Consider the following 23,198-nt stretch of genomic DNA (forward strand, 5'->3'; position numbering starts at 1 on the left):
GCGGAATTCAGGTGTATGTTGCTTGCGTGGCTTTTTAGTGGTTGATGCTGGTTTTGTCATGTGAGTCACCTCTTGCTTGAGAGTTTACTCACTTAGTCGCGTGTCCACTATTGCTGGGTAAGATCATATTTCCGGTTTTAACTTTCCTCATCTCTATGGGGATTTGGTCACGCCATCGACTTTCCCAAGATATCAACAGCGATTCTTGTGTCATGCGGCATTTCACATAACAGCTCCATTTAGCTTTGGTTGAATGTTAATTCTTCATAATAAATGATGCGAGCTCACATAATGAGGCTAAGTATGAAAAGGTTTGTAGTAACCGTTTTAAGCATTATTATGCTGAGCGGTTGCATGGAGAATAATGCATCCATTCCTACTCATCTCAATTGCATTAGCGACGAGCACGATATAATCACCTGTGATTAAAATATCATGTATAGTGCCAGGATCTCCGACAGCTATCATTGTATTGCACATTGTCGATGTGCAATCGAAATGACGAGGGAGGCAAACGAAATAAAAGATAACCGTAAGGTACTTTCTGTCAATGTCATTGAGGCTATGTTTACCTTCAGGTGTATATAGTTCCTATTGGTAATTTAGTTGTCTGTCTAGTAAATGCTCTCCTATTTCCCTAGTCTGGTTTTTCGTTGAACCCTCTCTCCGAAGAGGGTTTTTTTTCGTAGGAATTAGATATGTTTCTTTCAGTTGATGCGGCGTTTAATCTCACTTTGGTATAGTTGAGATGTGGGCTGATGTAACTATCTGCCTTCATCCATGACTTTCTTATCCAATGGTTTCGCCTCCACCGCGGGGCGTTTTTTTTAATTCAAAATCCTGTGCATCATTGTTCGCTGAAACCCGCGATACGCTCTTTTTTCGAACTTATCTATACGCCAACATAATGCTGAAATACGCAACCCTTTAATAGCATAACCAATCAATCTTTACGCCTCGAGGGTCCGATTTTATCCGTAATGGAGGTGTTTTGAGACGAAACTCAACGTTAAAATGGAGAAGTTTCATGACAGAACAATAATTGCACTTGAAGATATAGTTTTTTTTCCAGGGAAAAGCGTGTTTGCATAATATCGTGGGCTTGCTGAAGATTCCATAAAGTATTTGCCTCTTGTGCTACGGACTAAGGGATCTTAGTCTATCGGACGCACTCCCAATAATTGAAAAATCCCTCCTCGTAGGAATTTTTCAATTATCGGGCCGAACTCATGTACTTCTGTGACCCCGACGACATTGCTTAGCAGAATGCAAAGTTTTCCTTGGGTCGGTGCGTAAAGGAAAAAACGGTGGGTCAAAGACGGCAATATTGATGACCATTCTCTATTTTCGGTAATTAACCTCAGTGAATCACCACCAACAGTTGGATCCTGAACCACCCAAACGCAAAAAATACCGGTATTAGACCAGGGTTTCATCGGGATACTGATCTTCACCGGCTGTTGTTTCACATTAGAGGGACGCATTTAGAAAATCCCCATTAAAGGAATCGATAGTGCGTATCAAAACTAAATGCGCCCTTTTAATGCGCTTTCCAGCCACTCCAGGTGATCCCATCTTCGCAGGCTGGAAAGCTTATTCTGGAGCGGCCAGTCACAACATTTTCGTGAAAGGCAGCTGTAATAGCTATTATATGATGTCTTAAATGGTCCGCCATCGAGGCCTCGAACCCCGTACCTACAACTTAATGGTCGTCGTTGCTCTTCCTGTTGAGCTAATGGCGGTTTGGAAACCTTTACTGGGCTGGAACCAGCGAACTATTATGAGTCGTATGTTCTAACCAATGGAACTAAAGAACCTAAGCATAGAATAAGATACCAACATTAAACCGCACAATAACCACTTCATATCGCCTATTAGAAAGTATCAGGAATTGCTAAGAATTCGGGTTAAATCAACCGATAAATTACCTATCAGCTTACCGGTGAGATTGTAGGGTGTAATGCAACAAATTATCGTGCCACATGTTTCCATGCGGCATAAATAACAAGAGTCGCGCTGCGGCGGGGCAAGCAAGATCAGGCGAAAAACACCCATCATTAGAGCTAACTTGTTCCCATTTCGGGAAAACAAAATAACCATTTTTAACAAACGACGTTAAGCGCCATGGTTTCATTCTGGAGGAAAATACAGCAACATTTTTTAAATTTTCCGAGGTTCCTGATTTGGGTATCTCGACAACATTGCCACTACATTAATAGAGGGCGACTGGGTTTCAATCCGCGTAATTTATATTCTACGGGCATGTTCCCTTTCAGGAAATTGTATTTTCGCCTCGCCACTCGCTTTTCTTGGAAGTTTCTACGTTATGTTGCAGGTATAAAAAACTGTAAGCTACCGGGGGCGGGAGGCTTCAAGGTATTCAAGAGTGGTTAGTTTTCGAACAGGTTTTACAGGATTGGCAACCCAGGGTGGGAGTTGTACGGAATTGGTCTTATCGGAACAGAGATCCGGAGAGTCTTGCCGCTACTCTCATAATCCACAATAATGGAAGTTGTAGCTGTACGTTACGTATAAAAAATGCTGGCGTGACATGTGTGCTCTGTTATCCGAGTCCGATAACGTACCGGATAATGAATTTTCGGCACGTCTGGATAATTTATTGATTATACAAAAAGGCTGGTTCTTCTCCTGAGAAATCAGTTACAATTGAAGGTAATCTTTTTCTCATAAACAAAGATCTGTTTATCGCCAACGTTAATAATCTTTGATGGGGTACCGAATTGTTTGATTGTTATCTCTCTCATTAAACCATCGTCAGTTATGATGAAATTTCCGCCGCGTTCGTACCACTTATTATTTGACAACCATTTGTTGCAAGATAGGACATTCAAACCCTTGTTTACGTCAAGTGGGGCAACAGATATATCACCATCAATGCTAACAGATGATGCAAACCAGAACGAAGCGTAGCCATTTTTTAGATGACTTACTCTAATGGTATTTTTTATCTGGTTTATGATGTCACTCGATATATCTTTTTTATCACTAACAGCAACGGAAGAAAGAAATGTTATAATGACAATACCACCAAATGTGAAAAACTTCCATCCTTTTGATAGTGAAGATCTACCAATAACCACTGGTACAAGAATAAAGAAAGGAACGATATACCTTATCGACCATTCATCTATGGGGCGATTACTGACAAGAAAGGCTGGGATCATAACAAGGCAGGCTATGCATATGGCCATATTGAACATCGAGGTAGGGAATATCTCTCTTATTGATAATGCAGAGAAAATAATCAAAATGATCATAATAATAAAGCAGAAAACAGAAAGTATAGTAGTAATATCAAATGGTGACTTGCCAAAAAAAAATGCTCCGGTATAGAGAATAAATCCTTTAGCGAAGAGGTATAGGTTTTTCCCAATATCATCGAATGCAACAAAGGTTGGGTCTGGTATCCCTGGGAGGATGAACCAATTATTTGCTGTTGCATAGATAATCATGGTCTTTGATAAAGCGCAAGAAAATATAGTTGCAAGAAATATTGTGATATATACCGGTCTTTTTTCCTTTGTGAAAAAGTAAAGCGAAGATGTTAATATTGGTAAAACTATAAGTAGTTTTATAATATCATCACTGAAGCATGTCAATGTTAATGCTATAGTGTAAATGATTATCGAGAATAATTGGTTTGTTTTAATATAACGTTCAATCGTCATGAAGCATAAAAGCATGGATGCATAGGTACCAACATGTATAACCGATATTAAAGTGCTTAATGCTGCGAATGAGGATGGAATAGCCACGCAAAACGCAATGGCCCAGAGTGAACCAGCACTTTCCTTGGATAGATAAAATGACATCAACGTCACCATTGAATACATTATTGCTGGTATTAAATATGCTTGATACTGTCCATACCAGAATATTTTAGAAGCAATTCCGTACCAAATTAAGTCTGTAAAATAGAATGACACAGTAGAAAGATACCAGCCACTAAGTGTCCAGTTACCTTCAGCCATGTCTTTGCCTTCTAACAATCCTGAAACGGTATCTGAACTTGGTAATATCTGGCTGGAAATATGTGCATAAAGAAAAGTCAAAATTATAAAAGCAATAAAGTAGAGACTTATTTTCTTTACTGTTGTCGACATTTTATTTATCCTGTGATCCGAAAGCTAGCCTTTGGTTAACCACAATGTAAGTTATTCCAATATACTCATCTAAAACACTCATGCCAACTAACCCCACCTACCAAGAAAAATAATGAATTTAAGAAAATATGGATGCGCTCTTGCGAGGTTTCCAAAAGCAAGAGAGCTAAATAACGTCTATATATCTTAAATTAAAGCCCCCGAAACTAGAAAACTGATATACGTCCATATCAATAAAGGGAGTGTTGAGGAGCGAGAGATCCTTCAAACGTCAGATCCCACAAATTCCAACCGTTTAACTCTGGGCGCCAGCCAAATGTTCGGTGTGCCTATATTCTATTACATTGCCTTGGTCTCCACCCCATAATAGACTTTATTTCATAAAAAGAGTTCGTTATGCAATCCTCTTAATTTTTTCAACTTCACTTGACATTCACCAATAACTTACAATACTGTCTAAAATTATAGGTGAGCTAATTTTTTAGTTTGTAGAACCGTACAGTATTTTTCTCTTCAGCCAGCTTAACGGACAGTTTAAAACTTCCTATTACCTGAAAGGATCGCTTTTCCCTACGTTAATCACTATAAACTAAAGCGCTGGTTTATTATTGAATATGTAAACTCAACAAGAATTAAACAACTCTATGGAAGATCATAAATCACCACGTTTTTTGAGCAATATGTGAGCTGCTACAAGTCAAACGTGATGTGAGTTTAGGTGGCACAGCTTGACACACAGGATGGTATAGCCTTGGGATAGAAAAATATACGTACGTCTGGTATCCCTCCTGAGAAGTGATATGGATAAATAGGAGTGAAATCATATTTATCCATGTGTTGCTGGGAACGATGTTAAACGTAGGGTTTCGCTCATGGCGTGCCAATTGAAATGGGAAGGTTTTTATAAATAGCGATAGTATTTTGGTGTTTGATTTCTAATCTAGAAAACATGTAGTGTTCATAACGAATGTGACTGGGAGCCAGAAAATTGAATTGATCGCTAATGCTAGAGACGTAAACCGTAAAAACATCTCTGATGTTTGGAATTGAGATGCAAGAACGTTGGCATTATGCTTTTACACTGATGTTAGTGGAATGCTGCTCCGAACATGGCTCTTGCGGGATAATTGTCGTCGAGATCTGATGGGCACACACAAAAAAAAGCCCAACAGTGAAGTTGGGCAAAAAGGGTACTTAAGAGAACAAACAGCTCTCCAATGAGGTGTTGGGGCGGCCGGAGCACCTGAGCATCCCGGCCGCTTATTGCACTTAGAAGCTAATACGGAAGCCGGCATTGCCCATAATCGGGCTTTCAACCTTGTTACCCTTGCGATAATCCGCTTCCACATACACCTGGGCGTTTTTGGTCACCTGGGCAGTCATGCCGGCACCAAACTTGCCCAGCGTACCTGACTGGTCATTTTTGTAGGTATAACGGTCGTTGAAGGTCACCTTGTTGTCTTTTAGGAACTCATGCTCCACGGCGGCGGTGATGTACGGACTCAGCGTCACGCTGCGCACCTCAAAGGCCTTGCCCACGGACACACCCAGCTCACCTTTTGCGGATTTCTGGCTGCCAATGGCCGCCTTCATGCCGTTGCTCAGCTCCATGTCCTTGCCTTGAGCGGCAAAGTAACTGGCACGTGCATACGGGTCAATGTTGATGCCATCACCGAGGGTGAACTGGTAACCGGCTTCCAGAGAGGCACCGTAGCCATCCTGGTCATAGCTGCCCTTGACGGACTGACCACGGTCGGTGTGGGTGCGCAGGTCGTTGTTGAAGTGGTTTAATTTCAATACGCCATCAATGTAATAGCCAACGGAGCTCAGGTAGGAAGAGTAGAGGCCGACACCATAGCTGCTGACTTGGCTGCTGTCGCCGCGTTGCTTCACCGAACTTTTGGAGTACGAGGTCATGGCACCGACAGAGAGCTTGCCGCCAGCCACATCAAACACCTTGTCCCCGCCCAGCTCCATACCGTTCTGGCCCAGTTTATAATCTGCACCGGCGCCTCCCTTGATATCACTGGAGTTGTGCAGATAACGGCCCCAGACACCGCCATTCCCCTGGTCAAAGCGCTGAATGTCACCACGACGGGTACGCAGCGCCTGCATCTCGCCATCGAAGATGTACTGGGTAGAGGAAGCCAGGGCCATCACGGCATCGGTGGCGTTGGCGGTTTTACTGGTATCCGTAATCAGGCCAACAATGGTTTTGCCGGTTACAGGGTCTTTTTTGGTGACGACTGTGGCCGTATGTGTACCCTGATCCGTTCCTTTACCCTTGTTTGGTGGGTTATTAGGATTGCTAGGGATAGATTGAGCTTCGCCAGCATACAGGGTGAAAGACGGCGTAGCACCATCGACCATGTTATCTATGGTAATCAGGCGATTAAGTTCATCATAAGGCAGTTCTTTACCAGAGTCAGTGTTGTTCAGAATGATGCTATAAGTTCCTTTCCCTGACATCGTACCCGCGTGAAGCATGTCATTGCCGCCAGCAAGCTCACCATTCATGATGAGCATACCACCGGAACCATTGACCTCCTTCGCAAGCAATGCAGTATATTCTGTTCCTTTATCGTGACCGAAAGCGATTGTCCCGCCATTCAGGGTGATATTATCAGCCCTCACCAGATGTGCTTCGCTGCCTGTGGGCGCGATTAACATCATTGAGTCATTATTTATGATGACGTTGCTCAGTTGTTGGCCGGCAGGAAAACCGTGAGAGGCATCATGAGCAATGACAGTCAGCAGCGAGTTGCCGTTCAGCGTGGTATTGCCCAGCATCTGGGCATTTCCTCCCACGATGCCACTCGCGTTGTCGTTAAAGGTGTTATCTTCAGATTTGGCACCATCTTCCAGTCTCTGCGAAGCACTGCCAGATAAGGCTGTGCCGGTTGCAGAGCCACCATCGTGAATGGTTTGTACTGAATTTTCTATGAATGTATTGCTGATCGAGAATGTTCCATCACCTACACTTTGCTTGGCGTTGTCTTTGAAAACACTATTAATTGATGTTGCCGTATGTGTTGCGGATGGATCTTTTTGAAGAAGTTGTGACGAGTTATTTTCAAAATAGGCAGTTGCTACTGTACCACCATTGAAAACAGCTTGTTTGGAATTATCTTTAAATACCTCATTTTCAGAGGTGGAATCTTTTTGAAGCATTCCATTTTTATATGAAGAGGATACATATTGTACGGTATCATTATGGAAGGTGCTATTCTGAGAAACTCCCCCACTAAGAACTTGTTGGTAGCTTGTATCATGAAAATCTGCATTTTGAGACGTTGCCTCGCTAGTGACGGCCTGTGATGCTGAATCCTGGAAGATTGCATCAGATGATGATGAACTCCAACCCTGTACATGTTGCCAGCTTTCTTCACGAAACACACCATTGATGGACTCACCAGCTCCAATTACCTGGGAGCTATGAGAGATAAACTCATCTGCATGAGACAGTGCTGAGTGCAATATTTGCGTAGACTGCTCTGAATATTGGTTGTTATGTGAAAGTGTGTCGTTTATCAATATTGCTGAAAAAACACCTCTAAAGGTTGAGTCTTTTATCTCTACATTGCCGAATGTTTCTTTTTTATTACCTGCGTAATCGCTGTTCATTACATTTTGTTGTATCGTTGCAAACGCGACATTGGAGGATAAAACTATCGACAGTGCAATCACCAACGGCTTTTTCTTTATGATTATCATCATGTTTATTCTATTTTTTACCTACAATTTATTTTTATATTCGTGCTTTCATTTTTGGCTATGTGTCCAACCATAACGACATTAGCTAACAAGGATTTTATGCTGAAAAATGTGGATTTGCAAAACATTAGATCGTTAAAATTAACATAAACGTGTTTTATTCTATTTGTTTTTATTCTTTTTATTGATTTTAGTTAAATATTCTGAGTAATGTCGTTATGGCAGGTGTTACACGCCAACAATAAACACTTGCTCAATGGTGGGCAATATTTATGGTAATGTTTTGCGTTTACTTTTTATTATTTAAATGGCGGGGGCTGTGCAAGCATACGGATTGATCTCTTCCCTTTGTTCAGTACCGGCGTAAAGTAGAGTTTTCGGCCTTTCTTCTCCTGAAAAAAGAGGTCATCTGACATGAAAAAGACACGTTATACCGAAGAACAGATCGCATTTGCCCTGAAACAGGCGGAAACCGGCACGCGCGTGGAGGAAGTGTGCAGAAAGATGGGGATTTCTGAGGCTACTTTTTACAACTGGAAGAAGAAGTTTGGCGGCATGGGCGTGACGGAACTGCGTCGCCTGCGCCAGTTGGAGGAAGAGAATCACCGCCTGAAACGGCTGGTCGCCGATCTCAGTCTGGACAAGGAAATGCTGCAGGACGTCATCCGAAAAAAGTTCTGAGGCCGGTGCAGAAACGCGAGGCGGTCGAATACCTGCTGGCGGCGTATCGCATCGGGGTTCGCAGGGGATGCCGGTTGATGATGCAGAGCCGAACGGTCTACAACTACCGCAGCTGCCGCGATGACCGGGCCCTCACGCAGCGGATACGGGAGATTGCAGAAACCCGCATTCGTTATGGTGTGCAGCGGATCCATATCCTGCTGCGGCGCGAGGGCTGGCTGGTTAACCACAAGAAAACCCATCGGATTTACTGTCTGGAGGGGCTGAACCTGCGGTCAAAACGCCTGCGGCGGCACGTGACGGCCAGGCACAGGCGTATCCGCCCGGCGGTGACCGCGGTGGATCAGTGCTGGAGTATGGATTTCGTTGCTGATAATCTGTTCAACGGACGCCGGATCCGTGCCCTGACTGTAGTCGATAATTTTAGTCGTGAATGCGTGGCGATCGAGGTAGGCCAGGGACTTCGCGGTGACGATGTGGTCGCCGTGATGGAACGGATCAGGCAGACACAGCAGCGAGTGCCCCAGCGGCTACAGACGGACAACGGCAGCGAATTTATCTCGAAAACGCTGGATCGCTGGGCGTATGAAAACAGGGTAACGATGGACTTCTCCCGCCCCGGGAAGCCCACAGATAACGCCCTGGTTGAGTCATTTAACGGCAGCCTGCGTGATGAATGTCTGAACGTGCACGGGTTCCTGTCACTGGAAGATGCTCAGGAGAAGATCGAGCACTGGCGGCAGGAATATAACCAATACCGGCCACATTCCTCGTTAAATAACCAGACTCCGGCAGAATTTATCCGAAGCCTGCAAACAGGCCCGGATCTCTGATTTATCCTGGCACCGATATTGGGAAGGGATCAGGATCCTGATCGTTACTTGAAACCCGGGCATACCGTAAAGGCCATTTTTATAAAAAATGTCTCGTTAGATTCTAGATGAAGAAAACGTAGCATGAGACAAAAAAAACCTAAAATGAGACTGGAAAAGTGTCTCATCGGATTGTCAGCTTTGGGTTTACCCATCAAATGCGGAGGGTGATGCAATGGGGAGTTTTCATTATCACTTAATGTGAGCCGCAAATTACGTTGATTACGAGCTGTTACACCTATTGTCATTGTAAAAAAAGCCCCTCCGGACGAGGGGCAAAACGCAATGCCAACATTCAGGGATTAGGTGAGCACTAGTTACTACGGCTATTGACCACCACGAGAAACTATATGCTTTTGTAATTAAACATAACCTCAATGGGTTTGATGTAAAAATACATCGTGGTGATGTGTCGGGTGGTATCAAAATGTGAATTAAAATTTCTTTAATCCAGTTTATGCCAGAGTTTGAGCATGCTTGATTGTTTGCTCATGTTATTCAAGGATGTATGTGCGGCGTGTTTATTTCTGGCAGTAATGGGGGGCATTGCATAAATGGAACAGCCGGACAAATCTACGTTGTGATTTGTCGTTAGTATGTATGCTTGGGGGTATGACCGATAAATTGGAAGACCTTGAATGTCAATTTTAGAATTGAGATGCAAGAACGTTGGTATTACGCTTTTACACCGATATTTGTGAATTGCTGCACCGATCATGGCCGTATGGCGACGAAAACCAGGACGGTGAGGTTATCATGCACTCGGATAGTAATAATGTCAGTGTCAGTTTTCATCATTATGCTTGCTACTGGCTTGCGCCGATGAGATCACTGATGCAGTGAAGACTTCCTGGTTTCCTGACCCACACTCTGATCGACCAGCAATGTGTCTTTCCCCGGAATCGGGAAGTACTTCATGCGAGGCTTCTCCTCACCGATGCGCGTGACGCAAGAAGGGTCTGACGGCTTGTCTCTTTACTGTCCTGTCCGGGTTATCGTCGGGAGAAACGGAAAATAATTTCTGGCGCAGGAAGTGATATATGGCGAAGACAAAAGCGTTTCATTCATCCTATGTTATCGGTGGTGTTGATACACACAAAGACCTCCATGTTGCGGCCGTTGTTGATCAAAATAATTGTGTTTTGGGCAGTGAGTTTTTCGCGACAACACGTCAGGGATACCGTCAATTGCTAGCCTGGGTTGAAGTGGTTTACTGAATTTGGCCACCTGAAAAGAGGTGATATGCTCACCTCAGAACAACACAGGTGCTCCAATGAAAAGAAGAAATTTTAGTCCTGAATTCAAACGCGAATCCGCTCAGTTGGTTGTCGATCAAAACTACACCGTCTCTGATGCCGCTAAGGCTATGGATGTCGGTCTTTCCACAATGACAAAATGGGTCAAGCAACTGCGTGAAGAGCGTCAGGGCAAAACATCAAAAGCTTCTCCGATAACACCGGAACAAATCGAAATACGTGAACTGAAGAAAAAGCTACAACGTATTGAAATGGAAAACGAAATATTTAAAAAGGCTACCGCGCTCTTGATGTCAGACTCCCTGAACAGTTCTCGATAATCGGGAAACTCAGGGCGCGTTATCCTGTGGCCACTCTCTGCCATGTGTTTGGGGTTCATCGCAGCAGCTATAAATACTGGAAAAATCGTCCTGAAAAACCAGACAGCAGACGGGCTGTGTTACGAAGTCAGGTACTTGAGCTGTATGGCATTAGCCACGGTTCGGCCGGAGCAAGAAGCATCGCCACAATGGCAACCCAGAGAGGCTACCAGATGGGACGCTGGCTTGCTGGCCGGCTCATGAAAGAACTGGGGCAGGTCAGTTGCCAGCAGCCGCCTCACCGGTATAAGCGTGGTGGTCATGAACACGTTGCTATCCCTAATCACCTTGAGCGACAGTTCGCCGTAATAGAGCCAAACAAGGTGTGGTGCGGTGATGTGACCTATATCTGGACAGGCAAACGCTGGGCATACCTCGCTGTTGTTCTCGACCTGTTTGCAAGAAAGCCAGTGGGCTGGGCAATGTCGTTCTCGCCGGACAGTAGACTCACCATGAAAGCGCTTGAAATGGCATGGGAAACTCGCGGTAAGCCGGCAGGAGTGATGTTCCATAGCGATAGTAATAATACCTGTGTCAGTTTTCATCATTGCGCTGTTTGCTGTCGGAGCAGATTGATGTGATTACTGATGCAGTGAAGAACTTCCCGCATCCTGACTCACACAGCGATCGACCTTTTGTGTCCTGCCCTGGACTCGTCGGTTGCCGGAAGCAACTTCATGCGAGGCATCTCCTCACCGGTGCGCGTGACTCAAGAAGAGCCTGACGGCGTGTCTCTTTACTGTCCTGTCCGGGTTATCTGTCTGGAGATTCAATTATGTCGTCCTGACAGGTGACCAGCCATGAATGATGAAAATATTGATGCCACTGCTTCTGCCATTATTGGTGGTGTAGATACGCATAAAGACCTGCACGTTGCTGCTGTAGTTAATCAACACAACAAAGTCCTCGGTACGGAGTATTTCTCCACAACACGACAGGGCTACCGCCAGATGCTGGCCTGGATGGCCACTTTTGGCCCAGTACAGCGAATTGGTGTTGAGTGCACAGGTACCTATGGCTCAGGACTGCTACGTTATTTACTCAAAGCCGGAGTAGAAGTGCTTGAGGTAACGACACCAGACCGCATGGAGCGACATAAGCGTGGAAAAAGCGACACGATTGATGCCGAGTGCGCTGCTCATGCCGCCTTCGCGAGAATACGGACAGTCACGCCAAAAACACGTGATGGCATGATTGAGTCTCTGCGGGTGCTAAAAACCTGTCGAAAAACAGCGATATCAGCCCGTAAGGTCGCTCTCCAGATAATTCATTCCAATATTGTCTCTGCGCCAGATGAACTGCGTGAACAGCTCAGAAATATGACGCGTATGCAGCTTATCAGAACACTGGGATCCTGGAGGCCAGATGCCAGTGAATACCGCAATGTTACGAACGTTTATCGCATTACATTAAAATCCCTGGCCCGACGCTATCTCGAGTTACATGACGAGATCGCTGATCTGGATGTCATGATTGCGGCAATTGTCGACGAGCTGGCGCCTGATCTGATTAAACGTAATGCTGTTGGATACGAAAGTGCTTCGCAGTTACTGATTACTGCCGGAGACAATCCGCAACGGCTCAGTTCTGAATCAGGATTTGCAGCACTGTGTGGTGTCAGCCCTGTACCTGTATCTTCAGGAAAAACGAACCGTTACCGACTTAACCGGGGCGGAGATCGTGCTGCGAATAGTGCTCTCCATATCATCGCCATTGGTCGATTACGAACTGACGCAAAAACGAAGGAATATGTCGCCCGACGAGTAGCCGAAGGGCATACAAAAATGGAAGCAATACGGTGCCTGAAACGATATATCTCACGGGAAGTTTATACATTACTGCGAAATCAAAACAGGCAGATCGACAGCATCCCGATAACGGCTTGACTCTTAGAAGGGCGTCCAGGGCAGTCATTATACGAGCAGGCAGTTCCAGCAGTTAGTATGGCGCTATCGGATTAGACAGAGTATGAGCCGGCGTGGAAACTGTAGGGATAATAGCCCAATGGAACGCTTCTTCCGGAGTCTGAAAAACGAATGGGTGCCAGTGACAGGTTACGTAAGCTTCAGCGATGCGACTCACGCCATAACGGACTACATCGTTGGGTATTACAGCGCACTCAGGCCGCACGAATATAACGGTGGGTTGCCACCAAGCGAATCAGAAAATCGATACTGGAAAAACTCTAACGCGGTGGCCAGTTTTTGTTGACCACTTCACAATAACCAGGCGCCGAGCTTGAGCCGACATGGCAACTGCTGGGATAACGCGGTAGCCGAATCGTCCTTCAGTTCGCTGAAAAAATAACGCATCAGAAAACGCATCTATAAAACCAGGGATCTGGCCCGGGCTGATGTCTTCGATTGATCCTACCCGCGAATAGTGGACACACGACTAAGTGAGTAAACTCTCAACCAGAGGTGACTCATGAGAAAATCAGTATCAACCAGTAAGAAGCCCCGCAAACAGTACACACCTGAATTTCGCAACGAAGCCCTGAAGCTGGCGGAACGTATCGGTGTTGCTGCCGCTGCCCGGGAACTCAGCCTGTACGAATCCCAGTTCTACGCATGGCGCAGCAAGATTAACAATGTCCGCAGTTCTTCCGAACGTGAGCAGGAAATGTCCGTTGAAATTGCCCGTCTTAAGTGCCAACTGGCGGAACAGGCAGAGGAGCTGGCCATTCTCCAAAAGGCCGCGACATACTTCGCGAAGCGCCTGAAATGAAGTATGTCTTCATCGAAAAGCATCAGGCTGAGTTCAGCGTCAAAGCCATGTGCCGGGTACTGCGGGACGCCCGCAGCGGCTGGTATGCGTGGCGTCTGCGTCGTCAGCAAATAACACCACGTCAGCAGTTCCGACTCGTCTGTGATACTGCTGTCCGTAAGGCATTTACTGAAGCAAAACAGCGTTATGGTGCGCTTCGTCTCGCTGACGAACTGCCTGAGTACAACGTCAAAACCATTGCCGCCAGCCTGCGACGTCAGGGACTTCGTGCAAAGGCTGCCCGGAAGTTCAGCCCGGTCAGCTACAGAGAACATGGCCTACCGGTGTCTGAAAATCTGCTGAAACAAGATTTTTACGCGAGTGGCCCGAATCAGAAGTGGGCAGGAGACATCACGTATCTTCGCACCGATGAGGGCTGGCTGTATCTGGCGGTGGTCATTGACCTGTGGTCCCGTGCAGTCATCGGCTGGTCAATGTCACCGCGAATGACGGCACAACTGGCCTGCGATGCGTTACAGATGGCGCTCTGGCGGCGAAAGCGCCCGAAAAATGTCATCGTGCATACAGACAGAGGCGGGCAGTACTGTTCGGCGAACTATCAGGGGTTGCTGAAGCGCCATAATCTACGCGGGAGCATGAGTGCCCGTGGCAACTGCTATGACAATGCCTGCGCGGAAAGCTTCTTCCACTCGCTGAAGGTGGAATGTATCCACGGTGAGCGCTTTATCAGCCGGGAAATCATGCGGACGACGGTGTTTAGTTATATCGAATGTGATTACAATCGGTGGCGACGTCACAGCTCCTGTGGCGGACTCAGCCCCGAACAGTTTGAAAACCAGAACCTCGCTTAGGGCTATGTTCACATTACGTGGGTAAGATCATTCATTCAAGGCTAAAATCAGTGGCCAGCGCTTTCCCTCTTTTTGCAATGCCGCCTTGGGTTGCTTTCTGTTCATTAGCGTACCGTTGCGCCAAAATAGCCCCCCATACCCATCAAGTGGATATGCGAAAATGTTCGCTGTCATCACCTGTGTCAGAGTAGAGCTGGCAGTATGTATTTTTTAAGGGCCGATAGACACTTCAACGTAAAGCATAGTAGCCCTGTAATCCGATGACGCAGAAAACTACGTGCGTGAGATTTACTCTCAGTGCATCGTCGGGAACTAGGGTAAGGAGAGGTCGAATGTGACCCCCATCAAAAACAAGGCTCAGGCAGTCGTAGCGGGTAGGGTAGAGAACAACCCGCAATGGGGATATTATTGGGCGCGCCCGAGTGCGTGCATCGGCTTGGTATGGTTACGGGTGCCGATAAAAAACGACTGAAAGCCAGGAAGAAGTTGAATAGCCAAAAAACTGCGTTGTAATTTGCAGTTAGAATTTACGTATCGGGGGGTTATGAGTAATAAATTGTAACCCCTCGGGTGTCAATTTTAATTGAGGCGTAACAATGCGTTCCTGACCGGCCTTATGGGAAATGGCATTTGGAGTAATCAGTTTGTCGGCGATGAGTTGTTGTATATTGACGATAAGATAAGGATCATCCAATTCACCAAATTGTTCCACGAACACATACCAGGTGAGTGTGTTGGGATGGCTTGCAAACAGGCCGTCAAGAATTTCCAGTTGCAGGTTACCTGAAAGGATCGCTTTTCCCATATGTTAATCACTCTAAAGTAAAATGTTGGTTGATTATTTAATACAAAAATTCAACAACCATTAAACAACTTGCCGGAATGTCTTAACACAGTGATTTGCGAGTATGAACTCGTCGATAGAAGCCACCGTAATGTGAGGTTGGGAAGCAATGCTTGACATAGACTGGAGTGTTAGCAACCAGTAGCAGAGATTTCATTATCTGCCGACTGATCCCTTCCCAATATCGGTGCCAGGATAAATCAGAGATCCGGGCCTGTTTGCAGGCTTCGGATAAATTCTGCCGGAGTCTGGTTATTTAACGAGGAATGTGGCCGGTATTGGTTATATTCCTGCCGCCAGTGCTCGATCTTCTCCTGAGCATCTTCCAGTGACAGGAACCCGTGCACGTTCAGACATTCATCACGCAGGCTGCCGTTAAATGACTCAACCAGGGCGTTATCTGTGGGCTTCCCGGGGCGGGAGAAGTCCATCGTTACCCTGTTTTCATACGCCCAGCGATCCAGCGTTTTCGAGATAAATTCGCTGCCGTTGTCCGTCTGTAGCCGCTGGGGCACTCGCTGCTGTGTCTGCCTGATCCGTTCCATCACGGCGACCACATCGTCACCGCGAAGTCCCTGGCCTACCTCGATCGCCACGCATTCACGACTAAAATTATCGACTACAGTCAGGGCACGGATCCGGCGTCCGTTGAACAGATTATCAGCAACGAAATCCATACTCCAGCACTGATCCACCGCGGTCACCGCCGGGCGGATACGCCTGTGCCTGGCCGTCACGTGCCGCCGCGGGCGTTTTGACCGCAGGTTCAGCCCCTCCAGACAGTAAATCCGATGGGTTTTCTTGTGGTTAACCAGCCAGCCCTCGCGCCGCAGCAGGATATGGATCCGCTGCACACCATAACGAATGCGGGTTTCTGCAATCTCCCGTATCCGCTGCGTGAGGGCCCGGTCATCGCGGCAGCTGCGGTAGTTGTAGACCGTTCGGCTCTGCATCATCAACCGGCATCCCCTGCGAACCCCGATGCGATACGCCGCCAGCAGGTATTCGACCGCCTCGCGTTTCTGCACCGGCCTCAGAACTTTTTTCGGATGACGTCCTGCAGCATTTCCTTGTCCAGACTGAGATCGGCGACCAGCCGTTTCAGGCGGTGATTCTCTTCCTCCAACTGGCGCAGGCGACGCAGTTCCGTCACGCCCATGCCGCCAAACTTCTTCTTCCAGTTGTAAAAAGTAGCCTCAGAAATCCCCATCTTTCTGCACACTTCCTCCACGCGCATGCCGGTTTCCGCCTGTTTCAGGGCAAATGCGATCTGTTCTTCGGTATAACGTGTCTTTTTCATGTCAGATGACCTCTTTTTTCAGGAGAAGAAAGGCCGAAAACTCTACTTTACGCCGGTACTGAACAAAGGGAAGAGATCATCAAGTCGTGGGTGTGGGGGGATATGTGTAAAAATGTTGTTGGAAAAATAATAAAATATGAGGCGCAAAGTAAGGTGTTTTTTTTCAGGGGAGATATTGATGTTTTTTATTATTCGCATTGTTAAAATGAAATGGGAGGGGGTGTGGTTGATTGGTTTTTAATAGAGAGTAATAGTTTATTTTATTAAAGAGGGGACTTGTGGTTTTTTGCATGGCGGTTATTTGGTAGGGTTGCTTTTATCGATGGGGGGATTGAATTGACCGGGGGAGGGACTCGTTATCTTTACAAAAAAAACGTATTTTTTGTGACGATGCTTAGTGAGGTTTTGATATGTACAGTATACACTACACACGATGAAATCCAGAAAGGTCACAAGACATGGGCTTGATATATGAAGAAAAGTTGGATTATTGTCTCGTTGGGCATGTGGATTTCATCAATGTTTATTATAAATCATTTTTTATAAAATATAGAGTGATGCCTGCAATGAAAAAAAGAAAGCACTTGACAAGCAATGAAATTGAAAAGCTATTGGAAATAAGTCTAAAAGGCCTATATGGCGTGAGGGATTATTGTATGGTTTATCTATCCTTTACTCATGGGTTAAGGGTGAGTGAACTTTGTTCTTTAAGATTGTCAGATATCGATCTGGAAGAGAAAACCATTTGTATATATAGATTGAAAAATGGTTTTTCAACAATACATCCATTAAGAGATAAAGAGGTAGAGATGTTGAAGGAGTGGTATGAATTAAGAAAGGGGTTTAGTGGCGCTAATAGCGAATGGGTTTTTCTTTCAGCCAAGGGATTGAGAATATCAAGAAAAAGAGTATACAGTCTGGTCACTGACCTGGGGGGACTAGCGAAGATACCGGTAAAAGTTCATCCTCACATGTTGAGGCACTCTTGCGGATTTGCTTTAGCAGACCAAGGGGTTGATACGAGGCTGATTCAAGACTATCTCGGGCATCGTAACATTCAACATACTGTCACCTATACGGCCAGCAATGCGGCCCGATTCCTCAAACTTTGGAGCGTTTAACGCTTTATCTTAAACTTAGAAATCATGAGACATTTTGATACAAAATGTCCCGCTAGGCGTCCGTGTGAGTTAAAAACCACCAGATTGGGCAAACAATCATCAATTTAAGCCAGCCCAAAATCCCACACAACTAGAAGATAGCGGATAAATCCCAAAACTGACAATAAACAAAGCTAAAACGAATTAAAAATCCCTCTCATCTCCTACACGCAAAAAGTAGAAAACTATAAATCCGCAATATTATCAACACGATAATGTCTTTTTAGCCCATGAGACATTTTGTATCAAAGTGTCTCGTGCGGTAGCCATGATGGAAGGTTGTCAACGGATCTGCCCGGCATGTATAGCGGGTCGTTTAGGGGGTAAGAATGCCAGGCAAGGGTATTGCATGAGTATTTTTGCTTGTTACCTGAAACCCAGAAAATTCACCACGATTGCAAACGTAAAATTGTTCTGCATAGCTTGCGTTATGTTGTTCAGCATTTTTATTTTTGTGCTTTCTGGCTGCATGGTTTTGTATTTTGTTTTTTTCGTGGGAGTGAGGTCGTCCAGCGCTCGTTTGCTTATTTCTGTTCTGGATGAATTTACTCACTCCCTATGACTGACTGCGTCTAAGCGCTGGAGTTCGTTATGAAGAGAAAAATATTTTTTGAGGATAGGCGGTGGTGTAGCCGGAGAAATGTATGGCTATGCATGCTTGTCTTTTGCCTGTCGTTTTGGCTGGCTGTATTTTCTGTTATTGGTTATTTCTCGTCTATTTAGTTGCGGCGTTAATGCTGTAGGCGGTCAAGCAACGTATATCTCATCCTAATTGTGAAGACGCGGAGGACACTATGGTAACTGTTCGGGAATTGAGTGTTTCTATTGTCGGGGATTCACCATTTGGCGTTCTTGGATTGGAAGTGATGCTTGGAGCTATGGGGGTGAATATACGCGCGGTACATGACCGTCTAGAGGCATTGAATGAATGTGATATGGGCGGGGATGCGATTATCATTGATATTTATTTCGCTGATGAAATGCAGGCATTTCGTAGTGCAAAAAAAATGAAAAATGAAATCGGGGGGCGATTTGTCATTTTCAGTGATACAGAATGGGCTGATTCTGATGGCATGACCTTTATTCGTCGCAACGAACAATGCGAGACCATAAGAACACACTTGCTTCAGGGGATTGTAGGTGACAAGGGTAAGGAGGTTCTCTTGGAGCAACAATCCAATACCGAACCGGGCAATAATATTAGCAATTCAGAAGCCTTTGTTTTGAAAGAGTGGCTCCGCGGGCGAACAGTGACCGATATCGCACGATTAAGTAATCGCAGCATAAAAACCATTAGCTCACACAAGCGGAATGCCATGAAAAAACTGATGGTGAGGAGCAATACGGAGTTGTATTGGGAATTAGTCAGGAAAGGATAAATGCAAGGCGGTAGCGGTAAATGGACGTGCGGTGATTTATACCTACGCAGTATTGCCTTGGTGCATTATTTATAACATGCAGTTTTGATCTGCAAGGTCGCTCCAATGACGCCTTCCATCTTCTTTTGTATGAAAGAGGATGCTTTTTGTTTTAAAGAAGGCGTCATGAGTTACTGGTTTGATTACTCCCGTTGGTTATTGGGCTGAGTGTTTGTTTTTTCGGCAAGCCATTCCTTTCTTTCTGATGCCCCCTGCTTGCAGGGTAGCACCCTCCGCTGCGGGGGGATCTCTATTTGTATAAGTTTGAGACTATTTAGCATGAATAAAAATAGCAAAACTACTTTGAGGTGTGGGGAAAGGTTATCCCCATTAATGGCATGTTTGTCCTGGGTAACTATAGGCATTCAGATTGTGTTGCCGATATCGCTGGCCTTTACGCCGGTGATGGCAGCGCGCGCTGAAAAAACTTCATTTCTTGCTCCAGATACATCAGTGGCTGCCATGGCGACACGGGTATATGTGTTGGGTGCTAACGAGACAGTGAACTCAGTTGCCAAACATTACAACATGACCCCTGACGCGCTGCGTAAACTCAATCAGTTCCGCACCTTTGCACGTGGGTGGGAAAACTTGCGTGCAGGAGATGAGCTGGACGTGCCGGTGGCGCCACTGCCGCCGGTGGTCTGGGAAAGCAGGGGCAAAACTAAAGGGACTGCGCCCGCGGTGCAGACCGATGATGAAGCAAGTCGTGTTGCTGGCCTGGCGTCGAGCGCCGGCGGCTTCCTGTCTCATCACCCTGGAGGGGATGAAGTGTCCGCGTTGGCCAGGGGGATGGCGACTGGCGCCGCTGGCAATGAAGTGCAGCAATGGCTGAGTCAGTTTGGTACAGCGCGCGTTCAGCTGAATTCGGATAAAAACTTTTCTCTCAAGAACTCTCAGCTCGATCTGCTGGTTCCCCTCTACGAACAACCAAACCAGCTTGTTTTTACACAAGGTAGCATGCACCGCACAGATGAGCGTACTCAAGCCAACATCGGGGTCGGGTATCGCTGGTTCCATAATGACTGGATGCTGGGTGGGAACGCGTTTCTCGACCATGATTTATCCCGCTCCCATACCCGAATGGGGGTGGGGGTGGAGTACTGGCGTGACTTCCTGAAACTGGGCGTCAACAGTTACTTGCGCCTGAGCAATTGGAAGGATTCCCCGCACCTGACAGATTATGAAGAGCGCCCTGCCAATGGCTGGGATGTGCGGGCACAGGCTTGGCTGCCGGCCTATCCGCAAGTGGGTGGCAAGCTGACCTATGAACAATATTACGGCAACGAAGTTGGTTTGTTTGGTGAGGAAGAAAGGCAACGTAGCCCGCATGCCATTACGGCAGGGGTGAGCTATACCCCGGTACCCTTGCTGACATTCAACGCGGAATATCGCCAGGGCCAGGCTGGCCAGAATGACGCCCGCGTGGGTGTGGAAATGCGTTACCAGTTGGGTTTGCCGTGGCAACAGCAGATTGATCCGGCCGCCGTGGCGGCGATGCGCAGCCTGGCTGGCAGCCGACATGACCTGGTTGAGCGTAACAACAACATCGTACTGGAATACCGTAAGAAAGAAGTTATCAGCTTGCACACTGCTGAACTGGTGACCGGTTATGCCGGAGAGCATAAATCGCTCGGGGTGTCGGTAAACAGTAAATACGGCTTGGAGCGCATTGACTGGTCAGCGCCGGACTTGCTGGCTGCGGGTGGGAAGTTCATCCATGACGGCGCGATGGGGTATGGCGTGGTGTTGCCAGCGTATCGGTCGACAGCGGGTGCGGTGAATACTTACACGGTCAGTGGTGTAGCAGTTGATACGCAAGGCAATTCGTCGAACCAGAGTGAGACGCAGGTGACTGTGCTGGCACCGGTCATCAATGAAGGTCTGAGCAGCTTCCTGCCAGCCAGCAGTGTACTGCTGGCCGATGGCAAGGGGAAGCAGGTATTAACGTTGACCTTGAAAGATGCTCAGGGGCTGTCGGTCGATGTGGCTGAGTCAGAGATTATCCTAGGTGGGAGTGAGGCTCAACACCTCCCTGCTGGCGTCAGTGTTTCTGCACCGAAAAAAGCCAAATCCGGCACGTACGAAATCACGGTGACGGCGGGGGTGCACAGTGGCGTGGTCACGCTGACGCCAACGGTCAGTGGCGTGGCGCTGCGAGCGGCACGCGTAAACATTAATGACATGGTGCCCGCCGCGGCACAGTCGACCTTCGTGGCGACCCCTGAGGTGCTGTCGGCGGATAATAACGCGACGACCACGTTGACGTTGACGTTGAAAAATGCAGCGGGCGACGTACTGAGTGGCCTGGCGGGCCAGCTGGCACTGGTCATGAAGTCTGAGGCGCGGGGCGAGCAACGTGCGGCGGATGCCGTGACGTTGGGCACCATAACGGAAAGCAACCAGAAAGGTGTGTATACCGCGACGCTTAAAGGCAAGGTGGCTGGGAAGTACACGCTTGTTCCGGAATACAACGGCAGTGCTATCGGGGGATTGAGCGCATCGGTCACTTTGACAGCGGGTACGGCGGTGGCATCTCACTCGTCGGTTGCGATGGATAAAGAGAGCTATGTCGCCGGTGAAGACATGACCGTGACGGTGGTACTGAGTGACGCTTCCGGCAATCCGGTGGCCGGTCAATTGTCGGCGCTGACCCCGGAGGCGGTCCGTGTGGAGGGTGCCACCTTGAAAGGGGGGTGGAGTGAAAAAGGCGAAGGTGTTTACACTGCGGTCTACACAGCCGCAATGGTTGGGGTTAGCCACAGTGCGACGCTGACGCTGGGGGGTATCGCCGCAACGCCGCCGGCCCACTACGACATTGTGGCGAGTCCGGCCGTGGCGACCTACTCCACCATTGCGGTGGATAAAGGGAGTTACACGCAGGGTGCCGACATTACCGTGACCGTGGCGCTGAAGGATGAGAGCAATAAACCGGTCGTTGGACGCGCTGCGGACTTGAGCCCTGCGGGTGTGGTGGTGGTTGGGCAAGGGGAGTTGAAAGCAGATGGCTGGAAAGAAACGTCCACGCCGGGCACCTACCAAGCAACGTACACGGCCATTACTGTGGGGACTGGCCTGAAAGCCACGCTGACTCTGAATGGCAGCACCAAGTCGTCGATTGCGTACGATATCGTGTCGGGGGATGCCGTGGTGAGCACCTCAACCATCGCGTTGGAGCAGGAAAGCTATATCACCGGCGACAGGATGCAGGTGACGGTTGTGCTGAAAGATGTAAACAGCAACGCGGTGATCGGGAAGGCCGCTACGCTGCCGACTGCGGTGAAGGTTGCTCATGGCAATCTGGAAGGCACGTGGTCGGAGGTTGCGGGCTCGCCGGGCACCTATAAGGCCGTCTACACCGCCACCCTGGCGGGCGAAGGCCTGACAGCTACCCTGGTGTTGGGCAGCGGCACTGTATCGTCAGCGGAGTATGGCATTTATCCTTCCGATGCGAGCATGACACACTCAACTATTCAGTTGGACAAGCCGAGTTACCGCGTTGGCGAGGCCATGGTTGTGACCGTGACGCTGAAGGATAATACGGGCAGTCCTCTTGTGGGTGAGAATGGTGGCGAGTTGGTTAAGGTTGTGCAGGTTCCGAAGGGGGCACTGCAGGGCACGTGGCTGGAGGATCTGAAAGAGGACGGAACGTACCGGGCGACCTATACGGCGACTGAAGTGGGTATCGATCTGAAAGCCAGTCTGGTGCTGGCTGATGGTACCAAGCCGGCGGGTAGCACGTACACCATTGCGGCGAGTGATGCAGTGGCGACCCAGTCAACCATCGAGCTGGACAAGGCGAGTTACATCGCGGGCGCCAACATGGTGGTGACGGTTGCGCTGAAGGATACGCACGGCAACCCGGTGTCCGGGAAGGTGGCTGTGCTGACGT

Annotated in this window: 10 protein-coding genes and 4 pseudogenes; 9 read left to right on the forward strand and 5 right to left on the reverse strand. The window is 47.5% G+C overall.

Annotated elements, in window-relative coordinates; translation table 11 throughout:
• Positions 1 to 1,664: 1,664 nt before the first annotated feature.
• The 3 genes and pseudogenes from AC2AXP_RS22460 to AC2AXP_RS22470 form a co-directional block, all read right to left on the reverse strand.
• Positions 1,665 to 1,742: pseudogene (locus tag AC2AXP_RS22460) on the reverse strand.
• 915 nt (positions 1,743 to 2,657) lie between these two features.
• Positions 2,658 to 4,124, reverse strand: coding sequence for a hypothetical protein (locus tag AC2AXP_RS22465; protein ID WP_484381977.1), 1,467 nt, complete (start codon positions 4,122 to 4,124; stop codon positions 2,658 to 2,660).
• 1,269 nt (positions 4,125 to 5,393) lie between these two features.
• The gene (locus AC2AXP_RS22470) at positions 5,394 to 7,841 is read right to left on the reverse strand and encodes an autotransporter outer membrane beta-barrel domain-containing protein (RefSeq protein ID WP_484381978.1); all 2,448 of its coding nucleotides are present in this window, start codon (positions 7,839 to 7,841) and stop codon (positions 5,394 to 5,396) included.
• Positions 7,842 to 8,252: 411 nt separating this feature from the next.
• Between AC2AXP_RS22470 and AC2AXP_RS22475 the strand changes: the two genes are divergently transcribed.
• The 6 genes and pseudogenes from AC2AXP_RS22475 to AC2AXP_RS22500 all read left to right on the forward strand — a co-directional run bounded on the left by AC2AXP_RS22475 (position 8,253) and on the right by AC2AXP_RS22500 (position 14,584).
• Positions 8,253 to 9,352 (forward strand): IS3 family transposase gene (locus tag AC2AXP_RS22475; RefSeq protein ID WP_484381979.1). Its coding sequence is split into 2 segments (ribosomal slippage): positions 8,253 to 8,514 and positions 8,514 to 9,352, totalling 1,101 coding nucleotides; the frame shifts between segments, so codons are not numbered across the junction.
• Between the two features lie 1,079 nt (positions 9,353 to 10,431).
• Positions 10,432 to 10,593 (forward strand): annotated as a pseudogene (locus tag AC2AXP_RS22480) (IS110 family transposase); the annotation flags it as partial.
• A 71-nt stretch (positions 10,594 to 10,664) separates the two neighbouring features.
• Positions 10,665 to 11,533, forward strand: a pseudogene (locus AC2AXP_RS22485) (IS3 family transposase); the annotation flags it as partial.
• 273 nt (positions 11,534 to 11,806) lie between these two features.
• Complete coding sequence (locus AC2AXP_RS22490; RefSeq protein WP_484381980.1) at positions 11,807 to 12,892, forward strand: IS110 family RNA-guided transposase; 1,086 nt, start codon at positions 11,807 to 11,809, stop codon at positions 12,890 to 12,892.
• 16 nt (positions 12,893 to 12,908) lie between these two features.
• Positions 12,909 to 13,217: pseudogene (locus AC2AXP_RS22495) on the forward strand (integrase core domain-containing protein); the annotation flags it as partial.
• Between the two features lie 216 nt (positions 13,218 to 13,433).
• A protein-coding gene (locus tag AC2AXP_RS22500) for an IS3 family transposase (protein WP_484381981.1) occupies positions 13,434 to 14,584 on the forward strand; the annotation gives its coding sequence in 2 pieces (ribosomal slippage) (positions 13,434 to 13,692 and positions 13,692 to 14,584; 1,152 coding nt in all).
• 520 nt (positions 14,585 to 15,104) lie between these two features.
• Here the strand turns inward: AC2AXP_RS22500 and AC2AXP_RS22505 are convergent.
• Both AC2AXP_RS22505 and AC2AXP_RS22510 read right to left on the reverse strand, forming a co-directional pair.
• The gene (locus AC2AXP_RS22505; RefSeq protein WP_484381982.1) at positions 15,105 to 15,389 is read right to left on the reverse strand and encodes a hypothetical protein; all 285 of its coding nucleotides are present in this window, start codon (positions 15,387 to 15,389) and stop codon (positions 15,105 to 15,107) included.
• Positions 15,390 to 15,628: 239 nt separating this feature from the next.
• Positions 15,629 to 16,728, reverse strand: a protein-coding gene (locus AC2AXP_RS22510; protein ID WP_484381983.1) for an IS3 family transposase whose coding sequence is annotated in 2 segments (ribosomal slippage) — positions 15,629 to 16,467 and positions 16,467 to 16,728 — 1,101 coding nt in all. Because the reading frame shifts where the segments join, the coding sequence is not laid out codon by codon here.
• 566 nt (positions 16,729 to 17,294) lie between these two features.
• On the opposite strand from AC2AXP_RS22510, the gene AC2AXP_RS22515 reads away from it, so the two are divergent.
• From AC2AXP_RS22515 to AC2AXP_RS22525, 3 genes are all read left to right on the forward strand, one after another.
• Positions 17,295 to 17,849 (forward strand): tyrosine-type DNA invertase, encoded by a 555-nt coding sequence (locus AC2AXP_RS22515; RefSeq protein ID WP_409325987.1) that lies wholly within the window; start codon positions 17,295 to 17,297, stop codon positions 17,847 to 17,849.
• An 833-nt stretch (positions 17,850 to 18,682) separates the two neighbouring features.
• Positions 18,683 to 19,267, forward strand: coding sequence for a helix-turn-helix domain-containing protein (locus AC2AXP_RS22520; protein ID WP_484381984.1), 585 nt, complete (start codon positions 18,683 to 18,685; stop codon positions 19,265 to 19,267).
• Between the two features lie 411 nt (positions 19,268 to 19,678).
• Positions 19,679 to 23,198 (forward strand): inverse autotransporter beta domain-containing protein (locus tag AC2AXP_RS22525; RefSeq protein WP_484381985.1); only part of this gene is annotated, 3,520 nt, incomplete at its 3' end.

This window comes from Serratia sp. Sp408 (assembly GCF_057180665.1).

What these genes read in the sequence shown, in the direction of transcription:
- AC2AXP_RS22465 (WP_484381977.1), bottom strand. Translation starts at nt 4,124, where the DNA reads ATGTCGACAACAGTAAAGAAAATAAGTCTCTACTTTATTGCTTTTATA.
- AC2AXP_RS22470 (WP_484381978.1), bottom strand. Translation starts at nt 7,841, where the DNA reads ATGATGATAATCATAAAGAAAAAGCCGTTGGTGATTGCACTGTCGATA.
- AC2AXP_RS22490 (WP_484381980.1), top strand. Translation starts at nt 11,807, where the DNA reads ATGAATGATGAAAATATTGATGCCACTGCTTCTGCCATTATTGGTGGT.
- AC2AXP_RS22505 (WP_484381982.1), bottom strand. Translation starts at nt 15,389, where the DNA reads ATGGGAAAAGCGATCCTTTCAGGTAACCTGCAACTGGAAATTCTTGAC.
- AC2AXP_RS22515 (WP_409325987.1), top strand. Translation starts at nt 17,295, where the DNA reads ATGAAAAAAAGAAAGCACTTGACAAGCAATGAAATTGAAAAGCTATTG.
- AC2AXP_RS22520 (WP_484381984.1), top strand. Translation starts at nt 18,683, where the DNA reads ATGGTAACTGTTCGGGAATTGAGTGTTTCTATTGTCGGGGATTCACCA.